This window comes from Aurantimicrobium minutum (assembly GCF_029892845.1).
Lineage (GTDB): Bacteria > Actinomycetota > Actinomycetes > Actinomycetales > Microbacteriaceae > Aurantimicrobium > Aurantimicrobium minutum_B.
In genome coordinates, this window is record NZ_JARXVT010000001.1 from 224,786 (window position 1) to 238,642 (window position 13,857).

The window sequence follows — 13,857 nt, forward strand, 5'->3', positions numbered from 1 at the left end:
GAATGTGTTTATGTCGAACACAGTTGTAGATGAAGTCCAGATGGGTAAGAACTACCACGGATTTGTGCCATTCAAACTGACTGATCCCTTCCCTGCGTGTGAAGAACTCCGCGCTGAAGCCCCTGTCATGTGGGATGACCGCATCAACATGTTCGTTGTCTCGCGCTACGAAGACGTCAAGTACGTCTTTGACAACTGGGAGCTTTTCTCCTCCAAGGACGCACAGGCCCCCATTCGCCCTCTCGGCGCATCTGCCAAGAAGGTCATGGAAGAGGGTAAGTTCACCACTTACTCCGGCCTTTCTGCTCGCATTCCGCCAGAGCACACCCGCATTCGTGAGGTCGCCACCAAGGCATTCACCCCTCGTCGCTACAAGGTTCTGGAGCCCTTTATTCGTGAGAACGCTGTTCGTCTCATCGAAGGAATGAAGGCCAAGGGCACCAACTCTGGCGATATTCTTCCTGAACTCGCCTGGGACCTCCCTACTCTCACCATCTTTGCTCTGATTGGTGTCCCTATGGACATGATTGAGCAGGTCAAGGAATGGGCCAGTTCTCGCGCCACTTTGACGTGGGGTGACCTGAGCGATGAAGAACAGATTCCTCACGCCCACAACATGGTTGCCTATTGGAACTTCTGCCAGAAGCTCGTTGCTGAAGCCAAGATCACCCCGGGGGACAACCTGGTAACTGACTTGGTCAACCTGCAAGCAGCTGGCGATGACATCTCTGATCACGAGATTGCTTCTTTCCTCTACAGCCTGCTCTTCGCAGGTCACGAGACAACCACCACCTTGATCTCCAACTCAGTCGTTCAGCTGATGCAGAACCCCACCGCATGGGAAGCAATCAAGGCAGACCCTTCGAAGATCCCAGGTGCGGTGGAAGAAGTACTGCGCACCGCAGGCTCGATTTTCTCCTGGCGACGCACCGCCATGGTCGACACTGAAATCAACGGTGTGGCTATCCCCAAGGAAGGCCAGCTTTTGCTGCTGATGGGTTCTGCCAATCGCGACCCTGAGATGTTCGCCAACCCTGACGATTTCGACATCACTCGTCAGAATGCTCGTCAGCACCTGTCTTTCGGATTCGGTATTCATTACTGCATCGGAAACATGCTCGGAAAGCTTCAAACCAAGGTCGCTCTCGAAGAATTGGTCAACAATGTGCCAACTATGCAACTCGCGCCCGGAACTGACATTGAATTCGGAGACAACCTCTCCTTCCGCGTTCCCGCCTCAGTACCCGTCGTCTTCTAAACATCACAACTCTCTAAGGAATCAAGCAATGTCGCTTTACTCTTTCCCGTTTGACAGCACGGAAACCCCTGAACACGACCGCCTTGGCGGTAAGTGCACCTCGTTGGTCATCATGACTAATGCGGGTATGCCCGTTCCTCCCGGATTTGCCGTGACTACGGACGCTTTTGACGCCGTCATGAACGACACCAAGCTGCACGACCAAATCGCAGCTCACCTCAAGGGCCTGGACTACAACAGCCCAGCAGAGCTGGACCGTCAGGCAGCACTCATTCGTGAACTCATCCTGACCCAGGAAGTTCCTGAAGCAGTGCGCCTCGAAGTTGTTGCCGCTTACAACCGCCTGATGGAGATCTGCGGCGGAGAAGTACCTGTTGCCGTTCGTTCCTCCGCAACCGCGGAAGACCTCCCTGACGCGAGCTTTGCTGGCCAGCAGGACACTTACCTCTGGATCATTGGTGAGCACAATGTGATGCAGAAGGTCCGCGAATGCTGGGCTTCTCTCTACACCGCACGTGCCATCAGCTACCGCGAAGCAAACAACATCCCCAGCGAAGGCCTTTCTATCGCTGTGGCTGTGCAGAAGATGGTCAACTCACGTTCTTCAGGAGTTGCCATGACCATCGACCCCACCACCGGTGACCGCACCAAGATCGTGATCGACTCCAGCTGGGGCCTCGGCGAAATGGTTGTTTCTGGTGAAGTTACCCCCGACAACTACGTCGTGGACAAGGTCATGCTCTCTGTGGTTCGCCGCATTGTTTCTGACAAGCACGAAGAGCTCGTTCCCAACGGCCGTGGCGGCATCGTCCGCCGCGAGGTTGAAGAAGAGCGTCGTAACTCTCCCAGCTTGAGCGAAGAAGAGATCGTCTCTGTCGCCAAGCTCGCTAAGGCAGCCGACAAGCACTATGGCTGCGTTCAAGACGTCGAATGGGCGATCGATGCCGATCTGCCCGATGGCGCAAATGTTCTTCTTCTGCAAAGCCGCCCCGAAACGGTGTGGTCACAGAAGGAGACGCCGGTAGCAAATCTTTCTGGCGGAGCAGGAATCGAGGCCATCACGCGCTCGCTTCTGGCTTCGATAGAAAAAAACAAAAAGTAGTACTACTTCACCACCCACCTCGAGAAAAGAAGAAAGGTCGTCGCAATGTCGCCACGTGCCGCTAAGAGCTTCCCCTCGCCATACTCACTCAAGACCCCTAAGGGTGCTGAGGGATGGCAAGAGCTCTACCCCTATTACCTGGTATTCCAGGACAGCCAGCGCAAGGAAGAGGAAGCCAAGTTCTGGTTCTGCGATTCCCAGCACTGGCCCAACGTGTTCAAGCCTTTCGAGGTTATTGGTGTGGAGTTCGCTTCTCGCTGCCTCGGTACTTACAACACTCGCCACTACATTGTTCCCCCTGCAAACGGTATCGACTTCCGTATCCACATGGGTTACAACTACTTCAGCCCCGTCGGTGTAGCTCCTGAGCTCATCGGTGACCGCGTTCCTCACTTCATGGAGCGTGCTGGTCACTACTTCCAGAACTGGGACTCCCTGCTGGAGAACTGGAAGAAGAAGGTTCTCAAGAACATCGAAGAGATCGACTCGATCAACTTCGAAGCTCTTCCTGACATGGTTCCTCTTGAAGACATCAAGAGCGGTAAGGGTATGGACCCATCCGTTCAGCTCTTCGAGGACTATGACCGTCTGATCAACCTCGTGTACCGCAACTGGGAGCACCACTTCGAGTTCCTCAACCTCGGTTACGTTGCTTACCTTGACTTCTTCGGTTTCTGCAAGGAAGCATTCCCTGGAATCCCCGACCTCGCTATCGCCAAGATGGTTATGGGTGTGGACTCGGTACTCTTCCGTCCAGATGACGAGCTCAAGAACCTTGCTGACCTTGCTGTGAAGCTGGGCCTCACCGCACAGTTCGCAGGTCACATCAACGCTGAGAAGACTCTTGCAGCAATTGCAGCAGCCCCCAAGGGTGCTGAATGGCTCAAGGCATTCGAAGACGCTAAGGACCCTTGGTTCAACTACACCGTAGGTAACGGTTTCTATGGAACCGACGTTTACTGGCGTGACAACCTCGACTTGCCAGTGGGATACATCGCTGACTACGTTGAGCGCGCAGCAAAGGGCGAGCAGCTCCACCGCCCCAAGGATGCACTCATCATTGAGCGCGACCGTATCGCTGGCGAATATGCTGAGGCACTCTCGGGCGAAGCTATGGAGACCTTCCAGGGCAAGCTTGGTCTTGCACGCGCTGTCTACCCTTACGTAGAAGACCACAACTTCTACATCGAGCACTGGACCATGGGTGTCTTCTGGCGCAAGGTTCGTCAGCTCGGACAGCTCCTTGCTGATAACGGTTTCTGGGAGAACGCAGAAGACATTCTGTACATCGACCGCAACCGTGTTCGCGAAGTCCTCTTCGACTACGCAAACGCATGGGGTGTCGGCACAGAGCCAATTGGTCCTAAGTACTGGCCTGCAGAAATTGCTCGCCGTGCAAAGATCATCAACGCTCTGGCGCAGAACCGTCCCGCACCTGCGTTCAATGAGCCTCCAGCTGAGATCAGCGAGCCCTTCACCGTCATGCTGTGGGGTATCACTACTGATCAAGTTCAGCAGTGGCTTGGTTCCGACTCAGGAAACAAGAACGAACTCAAGGGTATGGCTGCATCTGGTGGTGTGGCAGAAGGTAAGGCTCGCGTTATCTTCAACCCAGACCAGCTCAGCGAACTACAGCAGGGTGAAATCTTGGTCGCACCCGTTACAGCTCCCTCATGGGGTCCTGTCTTCGGCAAGATCAGCGCCACCGTTACCGACATCGGCGGCATGATGTCTCACGCAGCTATTGTCTGCCGTGAGTACGGACTGCCTGCTGTGACCGGTACCGGTAACGCTTCGACCACCATCAAGACGGGAATGTTGCTCCGCGTTGACGGAACCAACGGAACTGTTGAGATCCTGAAGAAGTAAGACTCACCACACCATGAAGCGCGTATCCCGTTCCCCCGTCAACCACCTTGGTCGTGACGTCTCCCACAAGATTCCTGTGTGGCAGAACGTCCCCGGCCTGGTGGCCATGGGGGAGCGGGATGCTCGCATCTGGGAGCTCGCAACTCCCTACCTGCAAACCCGCGATAACGATGTGCACACCCTGTACTCGTTCGCTATTGCGAACCAGTTAGTTACCCGCATCCCTGAGGCTAACGAACACATCGTGCTTCCGGCGATCATTTTGCACGACACCGGTTGGTCCACCGTGGACGAGCAGATCGCCTTCCAGGCGATTGCTCCTGACCGCGATGGTACCTACACCTGGGCTGTGTACCAGCACGAAAAAGAGGGTGCTCGCATTGCCCGGGAAATTCTGAGTGAGGTCGGATATGCCCAAGCGGATATTGATGAAATCTGCGAGATCATTGACGGCCACGACACTCGTCTGACGTCTCTGAGCATCAATGACTCCTGCGTGAAAGACGCAGACAAGATTTGGCGAGTCTCACCCCACGGCATCGATGTTGCGATGCCACGGTTTGGACTCGACCGGGATGAATCCCTGCGGATCAATGCCTTCCGCGCCTATGACGACCTATTCACTGATGCGGGTAAAGCCATGTCCTTGGCAATTATTGCCCTGGAGTCCATGGACATCAGCATTCAGATGAAAGAGATGCAAGAAAGAGGACGTGCCAATGTCACAACAACTGACTGGTAAAACTGTCATCATCACCGGTGCCGCCGGTGGGCTAGGCCGTGCATTCGCACTCGGCTTTGCCCGCGAAGGTGCGAACCTAGTGATTGCAGACATGAACGCCGCCGGTGCTGCAGAGACAGTTGCTCTGGTTGAAGCAGAAGGCGTGAAGGCGATTGCGGTTTCGGTGAACGTCGCAGATAAGGCCAGCTGTGAAGCCATGGTGCAGTCCACACTGGACGCTTTTGGTTCAGTTGATGTACTCATCAACAACGCTGCAATTTATGCCACCCTCGAACGCAGTGACTTCTGGGACATTGACCCCGACGAATGGGACAAGGTCATGGCTGTCAACGTCAAGGGTCCCTGGCTTGCTTCCGCTGCCTGCTACAAGCACATGGATGGCGGAGCCATCATCAACATTGCGTCTGCTACCTTCTTCAGCGGTTCACCACTGTGGATGCACTACGTGACCTCTAAGGGTGCACTCGTAGGTATGACTCGAGTCATGGCCCGCGAAGCAGGGGCCAAGAACGTCACCGTGAATGCGATTGCTCCTGGCTTTACCCTCACCGAGGCAAGCCTGGCTCAAATCGATGACGCTGCCAACTACGGTGTGAGTAGCCGCTCTATCAAGCGCGCCAGCCAGCCTGAAGACATCGTGGGCACCGCCCTTTTCCTAGCCAGTAGCAATGCCGGCTACATCACAGGCCAGACCATCATCGTTGATGGTGGCAAGCAGTTCATCTAAACCCTCCAGAAAGACAAGAAGACACATCATGCCCTCAGTTACCTATATCTCCCCAGACGGAACCGAAACCACTCTCGAAGCACGCGTGGGCGACTCTGTCATGGACACTGCTGTGAAGAACGGCGTCAAGGGCATCGTTGCTGAGTGCGGTGGCGCATGTGCATGTGCAACCTGCCACGTTTACGTTGATGAAGCTTTCTTGGCGGAGGCCGGCGAAGCTGGCCCTCTCGAGGATGACATGCTCGACGGTGCTGCTTCGGAGCGCACCAACTGCTCTCGCCTGAGCTGCCAGATCAAGATGAGCGACGCGCTCGATGGTCTCAAGGTGACCATCGCTCCCGAACAGGTCTAATTCCATGTCAGAGCACATACTCATCATTGGTGGCGGCCAGGCAGGAATGCAGATTGCCGTCACGCTCCGTGAGGAAGGCTTTGACGGCTCCGTCACCATTGTCGGAGAAGAACACCACGGTCCGTATCAGCGCCCGCCCCTCTCTAAGGCATACCTTGCTGGAGAGGCTGACGCTGAGACTCTGGAGCTGCGTAATCCCCAGTTCTATGTCGACAACAATATTGTCGTCATCCCTTCGGAGAAGGTTGTTTCACTCGCGTGGGGTGAAAAGCACGGTGTTGCCACGACCGAAACCGGTCGTGAGCTGCCCTTTGACAAGCTCGCACTTGCTACCGGCTCCGACCCCAAGCGGTTGACCTGCGAGGGTGCAGACCTCGATGGTGTGCTTTACATGCGTGGGCTGGATGACGCAAACGAGTTGAAAGCCCGCTGGGAGAAGATCCACAACATCGTGGTCATCGGTGGCGGCTTTATTGGTCTTGAAGTTGCTGCTGTAGCTCGCAAATATAACAAGCACGTCACTGTGGTTCACTCGCGCGACCGATTAATGTCTCGTGCTGTAGGTCCTGTGGTGAGTGAATTCTTCCTCGAAGCCCACATCAAGCGTGGTGCCGAGGTACTTCTTGACTCCAAGGTCACCAAGCTTCACGGTGAGAGCGGCACTGTCTCTGGAGTTGAACTCGCAGATGGCACCGTCATCCCCGCTGATGCAGTGATGGTTGGCATTGGTGTTTCCCCTCGCGGTGAACTTGCTACCCAGCTAGGCCTAGAAGTCAGCGATAACGGAGCCATTGTGGTCGACTCTCACGCTCGAACCTCAGACCCTCGTGTTGTTGCCTGCGGTGACGTTGCGTTGCTTCCTCACCCGTTGACTGGTGAGAACATGGTCATGCTCGAGTCCGTTCAGAACGCGGTGGACCAAGCAAAGCTTGCAGCAAAGTCATTACTCGGTGGCTCGGAGGAATATCACGCTGTTCCGTGGTTCTGGAGTGACCAGGCAGAGCTGAAGCTCCAGATGGCTGGCCTTTCGCAAGGATTTGACCAGCAGGTTGTCCGCGGAAACCCTGACGAAGACAAGTTCAGCGTTCTGTATTACAAGAATGGCCGCATCATCGCCGTTGATGCCGTCAACGACGTTCTCGACTATATGGCGGTGCGCCGTGCATTGACCGCCGGCCAGAACATCCCTGCCGATTTAGCAGCAGACTCCTCTGTTGCATTGAAGACACTCGTCACTGACTAACGAAGGCGCATGATGGAATTCACACACTCCCTGAAGGATGTTCCCACTTTGGGTAACGGGGCACTCCCCACTGGCACCTATGACAGCGTCGACAACATCTGGAAAGCCGTTGAGCCCTACACCCGCTCACGCATGAATGACATCCACTTGCCGCTGACACTCCTCTTTGCAGAGTTCTTGCTCGACGTTCACCCGGAGGCTGATCCACAGGTCACCCGCGTTGCAGCGATGCTGCATGACGCAGGTTGGGCTCGAGTCGATGAGGACAAGATTCTCTCCGAAGGTTTCCGCAGCGAAAACTTTATGACCAGCGATGTTCGTGTTCAGCACGAAATCTTTGGTTGTGACATTGCCCGTGAAATTCTTCCTGGCTGTGGCTATGACGATGAGTTCATCAAGAAAGTGACCGACATCATTGACGGTCACGACACTCGTCCCGTCAGCCACAGTATCGAGGACTCGATCATGCGCGACGCAGACCGCCTCTGGCGCTTCAACCCTGTCGGTCTGGGATTCTCGGCTGAATGGTTCGGTAAGACTCCTCAGCAGATTCGACTCAAGCTGGAACAAGACATCATGCCCGAGATGATTACCCCCACCGGCCGCGCCATGGCCGAAGCCGAGTTGCAGCACTCCATTCGTGTGCTCTGCCTCGACGTTCTCTAAAACTTCAGAAACACAATCGAAACGGATTCCCCATGACTGCATTAGAGATGTACACCGACGACCTGTTTTATGGTGGCCAATGGGTCAAGTCTGGTTCCGGTGTCTTCGTTGATGTGACCGACCCTGCGACGGAAGAAATCTGGGCACAGGTTCCCGCAGCAGACGAAGCCGACATCAACAAGGCAGTTGCTGCGGCATCTGCTGCATTCCGAGGTAAGGGATGGCGCGATATCAGCGCCGACGAGCGTGGAAACTACATGCGCAAGCTCGCTGATGAGTTCGAAGCTCGCGCAGAGGCACTCGCCAACATCATCACCAGCGAAAATGGAACACCCATTTCTGAGACCCGCTTGGCGGCTGGTCACGGTGCTGGTCTTCTTCGTTACTACGCAGGTCTGGGTGACTTTGTCGATAAGACAGACTCCCGCCCTTACCCTGACCGTCCAGGACACTACACGGAGGTTCACCGCCACCCACGTGGCGTTGCGGCACTTATTGCTCCCTGGAACTACCCCGTTGCTTTGGTCATGATCAAGCTGGCTCCCGCACTCATTGCTGGCTGCACCGTCGTGATTAAGCCTGCAAGTGAAACACCTCTCGATCTGCGCATCCTGATGGAAGCATCTGTTGCTGCAGGACTTCCAGAAGGTGTCATTAACCTGGTTACTTGTACTCGTCACACCGTGGGCGCTCTCGTGGAGCACCCTGACGTGGCAAAGGTTGCCTTCACCGGTTCAACCGAGGTCGGTCGCTTCCTGGCAGAGCAGTGCGGACGTCTCCTCAAGCCTGTGACCTTGGAACTTGGTGGCAAGTCGGCCAGCATCGTGCTGGAAGACGCTGACATGGAGTTCTTTGCCAAGTCGGTAACCCGTACCAGCCTTCGCAACACGGGCCAGACCTGTTACAACGCCACACGTATTCTTGCTCCCCAGTCTCGCTATGACGAGGTTGTGGACGCGGTTGCTAGTGCAGTCAAGAGTACTCAGCAGGGCGATCCTTTCGATGAAAAGACTGTCTTTGGTCCTTCTGCCTCCAAGAAGCAGTTCGACACGGTCACCAACTACATCAAGATTGGCCAAGAAGAGGGTGCCCGCGTGGCTACCGGAGGCTCAGGCCGCCCCGAGGGTCTCGACCGCGGTTACTTCGCTAAGCCCACTGTCTTTGCCAACGTGGATAACTCCATGCGTGTGGCACAGGAAGAAATCTTTGGTCCTGTTCTCGTTGTTGTTCCTTACAAGGATGAGCAGGATGCTGTGCGCATTGCGAATCAGTCGCCCTACGGCCTGGGTGGAAATATCTTCACCACCGACACTGACCACGGTGCTGAGCTTGCAGCTCAGATCGAGACTGGATCGATGGGAATTAACTTCTACGCATCTAACCTGGCAGCACCGTTCGGTGGTTGGAAGGATTCAGGTGTGGGTATGGAATACGGTCCCGAAGGCATCAATGCCTACACTCGCCTGCAGTCCATTCACCGCGTGGGTGAAGCCAAATAATTCTTAGCTGTTGTCAGCCTGTGTAAACAGATCAACCAGTTCTGTCATGCTGTTCACGATCAGTTCTGGCTGAACGGATGGGTCTGCATTCTCGGCATCTTCACGTGAGCTTGTGCCGGTAAGAACCAGGCCTGCCAAAGCGCCTGCATTGCGCGCCATGGTGGATTCGAGCTTGATGTCGTCACCGATAACCAGGATGTTCTCCTGAGGAGTACCCAAGACACGGCTGACCACATTCATCGAGTGCTGAGAAGGCTTACCTAGGATCTCGAAGTCCTTCTTGCCTGTGACGAACATGAGGCCAGAGGTAATAAAGCCAGAGACGCCCACGTTCAGGCGGTCAGCAGAAGCAAACATAGGCGCATAGCTGGTGCAGTAGAGCTCTGCACCATCACGGATAGCTTCAGCAGCGAGCTGGATCTTGTCCTTGCCGAAGTTGGTGTCCCACCCAATCACCACGGCAACTGCTCCGTGCTTGGCACCTCTGATGGCGGCAGGAACATCAACGACGTTCACGCCGCGCTCGCGGAAGTCTTCCAACATGCCTTCAGCGGCAAAGACAAGGATGGGCTGGTCGCCATACTTTTCCTTCATGACCTCGGCTGCGACAACTGCAGGGGTGAAGACGAGCTCATCTGGAATGTTAAAGCCCATGTCACGCAGGTGGTGAGCAATCTCCTTGGGACGCTGTGCTGTTCCGTTGGTGAACACACAATATGCACGGCCAGTGTCTTGGGCGAGCTTGATGGATTCAATGGCGCCCGGAAGCACACTTCCGCCAGCGCCGCTGGGGCCATCTGAGATGACAAGGCAGCCATCAATGTCGAACATGATGCCCTGGGTTGCCTTGAGGCGGGGGAGAAGGCTGCTGTTGGTCATGAGTATTCCTAGGTGTTATCGAGAGAGGGAAACAGTTGCGCCATCGCGCTGGACGGACAGGGATTTCCACGTTGGTAACGCATTTGCGGCATCGATGAACTCCTGAACGGAGTTCACAGAACCCGTTCCAGAAGACACACGAGCACCGGGTGACCACGCAGGAGCTGGTGCTGCGTTGATGGCAATCTCTGCTTGGTCGTGAGGCATCACGATGCGCAGAAGAAGATCTTCTTCGCTGAGCTTCTTGCCAAACTTACCGGTGTATTCGGTGTGAAGTTCTTCGAGGGTGCGCTCACGCTGTGCTGCCTTGAGCTCAGCAACGCGAGGGTTATCTGCCACGCGCTGCAAGATCTCAGGGATGATTTCGCCTTCGGGGGTGCCGAAGTCGCCAATGACAAACTTCACAACTTCGTCAGGGATGCGGCTGTATCGTTCCTGGCCGCTCTTTGCTGCCAAGACGTTCATCAGTGCCTGGCTTCCCACGAACTGGCTGAACGGGGTCACCATGATGGGATATCCCAAATCTGCACGCACCTGACCGGCTTCTTCAATCACGGCAGGAAGAGCATCGCTCATTCCGATTTCAGCCAGCTGGCGCTTGAGGGTTCCCATCATGCCGCCAGGAACCTGGTGACTGTGGAAGCTGAGGTCATACTCATTAGGGGTGCCAGGAAGAAGCTTTTGCTTCTTAGCGAAGTCCCAAAGCAGAGCAGAGCCTTCCGCGGCTGCATCGCGGTCGAGATCCACTTGAATACCGAGGGCATCGAGGTTAGCCAGAACATGCTCCAAGCTGGGCTGGGCAGTTCCGTTAGAGAGTGGCCCCATACCGGTGTGAAGAACATCCACGCCGAGCTCGGCTGCCACGAGGTAGAGATGCGGTGCGGCGCCGGTGGTGCAGTGGCTGTGGAGTTCGAAGGTCTTGGTGCCCAGTGCTGCACGCATTTTCGGAACGAGTTCCTTGGTGCGCTCTGCGGTCAGCAGGCCACCGGGGTCTTTGAGGTAGACCGAGTCAATGTCAGCGCAGTTCGCGTATGCCGTGGTCGCTGCCAAGAACTTCTCATCGGTGTGTACTGGGCTGGTTGTGTAAACCACACCGGCAAGCACATCAGTGATGCCCTCCTCTTTTGCCCAGCGAGCAACCTTCATGGTCTGCTCGATGTCATTTCCAGGCTCGGCAATCATGATGCGACTGAGGCCATGGCGAGCCATCACACGCAGCGACATTCGATACACCGACTCTTCAGCCTTCTCCCACGACATGAAGCGCATGCCGGTGGTGATGCAGGACAGGTGAGTGTTGGGGGCAGCTGCACGAACGCGACTAATGCGCTCCCACGGATTTTCACCGTGGAACTTGGTTCCCATCACCAGGTGAGTGGAGCTGGTGAAGTCCAGGGCGTGCAGACCCATGCGCTCATAGATAGGTGCCATGGCTTCGGCCATGCCGGTGGTGATGCCAGTGGCAGCCCAGAGGCTCTGGTTGCCGTCTCGAATACTGGTGTCAACGATCTTGACGGGACCCTGGCGACGCTTTTCGCCAGTCAAACTCATCTCAGTCATTGTTCGCTGCCTTTCGTTCTTCCCAAATCGGTCCAAACCAGCTGGTGGGGACTTCTCCGGCAATGAAATCATCGTGGGAGAGTACGTATTCGAGCATGGGGAGTGTTGTTTTGAGCCCTGCAATCGTCGTGTTTTGGGCTGCGGCAAGTGCGCCTGCGACGGCGGCCTTGCGGTCGTGTGCTCGCACAATCAACTTGGCCATCAGGCTGTCGTAATAGGGAGGGAAGCTGTAACCAGTCTCCACCTGAGTATCAATACGAATACCAGGACCCTTGGGCCAGGTGACTTCAGTCAAAACACCGGAGTTCGGCATGAAGTTGTTGTCAGGGTCTTCCGAGTTGATGCGCAGCTCAATCACGCTGACTGGTGGAACGGGGCCCACTGTTGGCAGCTCAGGATCCATGCCTAAAGCCAAACGAAGTTGAGCAGCAACCAAGTCCACGCCGAATGCTTCTTCGGTCACAGGGTGTTCAACCTGAATGCGGGCGTTGACCTCGAGGAAGACCACGTCTTCACTCTGGGTGTCGACGAGGAACTCCACGGTGCCTGCACCGCGATACTTCAATGCCTTCACCAAACGGCGTGAAGAGTCATGCAAAATCTTGCGGCGTGCTTCGCTGAGACCCGGGGCTGGGCATTCTTCAATGAGCTTTTGGTGGCGACGCTGCACAGAGCAGTCGCGGTCGCCGAAGATCCAGGCGTTGCCTTCACCGTCGCCGAAAACCTGTACTTCCACGTGACGTGCCAGACCGTAGTAGCGCTCGAGATAGAGAGCCCCATTGCCAAAGGCAACCTCTGCTTCTTGTGCGGCCTGCGGGGCAAGCTCTTCGAGCTCGTCGAGGTTAGTTACCAAGCGAATACCGCGACCGCCACCGCCGTGGATTGCTTTGATGAGCAGAGGGAAGCCGAGTTTCTCCCCCAGTGCGCGCACTTCGCTGGGGTCATTGATCTCAATACCCTGTGCAACAGGAACATCTGCATCAATGGCAACCAGTCGAGCACTTCCCTTATCTCCAACTGCACGCAATGTTTCAGGGCGAGGGCCTGCAAAGGCAATGCCTTCTTCTTCAAGAAGTTCACACAGCTTAGGTTGTTCACTCAAGAAGCCATAGCCCGGGTGAACAACGGCTGCGCCGGCGTTCACGGCGGCCTGCGCCACTTGCTCTGGGCGCAGGTAAGAGAGGTTGGCCTGAGCGGCACCAATCACGATGACCCGGTCAGCTGCCTTGGCGGCAGGGGAGTTGGCGTCAGCAACGCTGGCGGCAAGAACAGGAGATGCGCCAATGCGGCGAGCAGCCGCGATGATGCGCATCGCAATCTCGCCGCGGTTTGCGACGAGGACGACGGGCTTATCTGTGGTGGTCATGGCCGTGATTAGTTCAGTGTGATCTGAACGAGGGGCTGACCGAACTCCACAGCGTGGGAGTCTTCAACCAAGAACTCACCGAGTACTCCTGCCTTACCTGCCACGACGGGGTTCATCAGCTTCATAATCTCGATGATGCCGATGGTGGTCTCTGCGGTGACAGTGTCACCGGGCTTCACGAATTCGTCAGCACCAGGTGAAGGGCGGCGGTAGAAGACACCAATCATGGGTGCATCAACGGTGTCACCAGCAGGCGCAGCTGGCGCAGCGGTAACCACAACTGCAGGTGTGGCCGGAGCGGCAACAACCGGAGCTGCAACTGGTGCAACCGCAGTAGCGGGGGCCTCGGTGAAATTCTCATTCTTTGAGAGGCGAACTGAGACGCTCCCAAACTGAACGCTGGCGTTCTCGTAGTCGCTGTTGTTGAGCTGTTCAACCAGATCAAGTAGTTCTTGCCAGCTAGGAGTTTCAGACATGAGGACCTCGTATTCGGTGGTGTCGACGATGACAACGTTGTAAACCTGTCCTCAGTTTCCCCGGTATTACAGTGCAGTGCAACTAATTTTTTCATTCAGTGAAAAACTATTACTGACA

13 protein-coding genes are annotated in these 13,857 nt (G+C 55.8%); 9 read left to right on the forward strand and 4 right to left on the reverse strand.

What is annotated here, in order from left to right:
• The first annotated feature begins 10 nt into the window (after positions 1–10).
• From M2118_RS01010 to M2118_RS01050, 9 genes are read left to right on the forward strand one after another with little or no spacing between them, the layout of a single operon-like run.
• Positions 11–1,258, forward strand: a complete 1,248-nt coding sequence (locus M2118_RS01010; RefSeq protein WP_280794100.1) for a cytochrome P450 — start codon at positions 11–13, stop codon at positions 1,256–1,258.
• Positions 1,259–1,286: 28 nt separating this feature from the next.
• Positions 1,287–2,360 (forward strand): PEP/pyruvate-binding domain-containing protein, encoded by a 1,074-nt coding sequence (locus M2118_RS01015; protein ID WP_280794101.1) that lies wholly within the window; start codon positions 1,287–1,289, stop codon positions 2,358–2,360.
• Between the two features lie 45 nt (positions 2,361–2,405).
• The gene (locus M2118_RS01020) at positions 2,406–4,229 is read left to right on the forward strand and encodes a PEP-utilizing enzyme (RefSeq protein WP_280794102.1); all 1,824 of its coding nucleotides are present in this window, start codon (positions 2,406–2,408) and stop codon (positions 4,227–4,229) included.
• A 13-nt stretch (positions 4,230–4,242) separates the two neighbouring features.
• On the forward strand, positions 4,243–4,971 hold the full coding sequence (locus M2118_RS01025) for an HD domain-containing protein (protein ID WP_280794103.1): 729 nt from the start codon (positions 4,243–4,245) through the stop codon (positions 4,969–4,971).
• On the forward strand, positions 4,949–5,698 hold the full coding sequence (locus M2118_RS01030; RefSeq protein WP_280794104.1) for an SDR family NAD(P)-dependent oxidoreductase: 750 nt from the start codon (positions 4,949–4,951) through the stop codon (positions 5,696–5,698). The genes M2118_RS01025 and M2118_RS01030 overlap by 23 nt, the downstream gene beginning before the upstream one ends.
• A gap of 28 nt (positions 5,699–5,726) precedes the next feature.
• On the forward strand, positions 5,727–6,050 hold the full coding sequence (locus M2118_RS01035) for a 2Fe-2S iron-sulfur cluster-binding protein (protein WP_280794105.1): 324 nt from the start codon (positions 5,727–5,729) through the stop codon (positions 6,048–6,050).
• Between the two features lie 4 nt (positions 6,051–6,054).
• On the forward strand, positions 6,055–7,293 hold the full coding sequence (locus M2118_RS01040; protein WP_280794106.1) for an NAD(P)/FAD-dependent oxidoreductase: 1,239 nt from the start codon (positions 6,055–6,057) through the stop codon (positions 7,291–7,293).
• A 9-nt stretch (positions 7,294–7,302) separates the two neighbouring features.
• Positions 7,303–7,959 carry an HD domain-containing protein gene (locus tag M2118_RS01045; protein WP_280794107.1) on the forward strand — a complete coding sequence of 219 codons (657 nt, stop codon included), beginning with the start codon at positions 7,303–7,305 and terminating at the stop codon, positions 7,957–7,959.
• A gap of 32 nt (positions 7,960–7,991) precedes the next feature.
• Positions 7,992–9,458, forward strand: a complete 1,467-nt coding sequence (locus M2118_RS01050; protein ID WP_280794108.1) for an aldehyde dehydrogenase — start codon at positions 7,992–7,994, stop codon at positions 9,456–9,458.
• 3 nt (positions 9,459–9,461) lie between these two features.
• On the opposite strand, the gene M2118_RS01055 is transcribed toward M2118_RS01050, so the two are convergent.
• The 4 genes from M2118_RS01055 to accB are packed head-to-tail and all read right to left on the reverse strand — an operon-like array spanning position 9,462 to position 13,739.
• Entirely contained in the window at positions 9,462–10,337 is an 876-nt protein-coding gene (locus M2118_RS01055) for an HAD-IIA family hydrolase (protein WP_280794109.1), read from the reverse strand.
• A 15-nt stretch (positions 10,338–10,352) separates the two neighbouring features.
• Positions 10,353–11,897 carry a pyruvate/oxaloacetate carboxyltransferase gene (locus M2118_RS01060; protein WP_280794110.1) on the reverse strand — a complete coding sequence of 515 codons (1,545 nt, stop codon included), beginning with the start codon at positions 11,895–11,897 and terminating at the stop codon, positions 10,353–10,355.
• A complete protein-coding gene (locus tag M2118_RS01065) occupies positions 11,890–13,263 on the reverse strand; it encodes a biotin carboxylase N-terminal domain-containing protein (RefSeq protein WP_280794111.1) in 1,374 nt (457 codons plus the stop codon). The genes M2118_RS01060 and M2118_RS01065 overlap by 8 nt, the downstream gene beginning before the upstream one ends.
• A gap of 8 nt (positions 13,264–13,271) precedes the next feature.
• Positions 13,272–13,739: an acetyl-CoA carboxylase biotin carboxyl carrier protein gene (gene accB / locus M2118_RS01070; RefSeq protein WP_280794112.1), complete on the reverse strand. Its 468-nt coding sequence runs from the start codon at positions 13,737–13,739 to the stop codon at positions 13,272–13,274.
• Positions 13,740–13,857 lie beyond the last annotated feature (118 nt).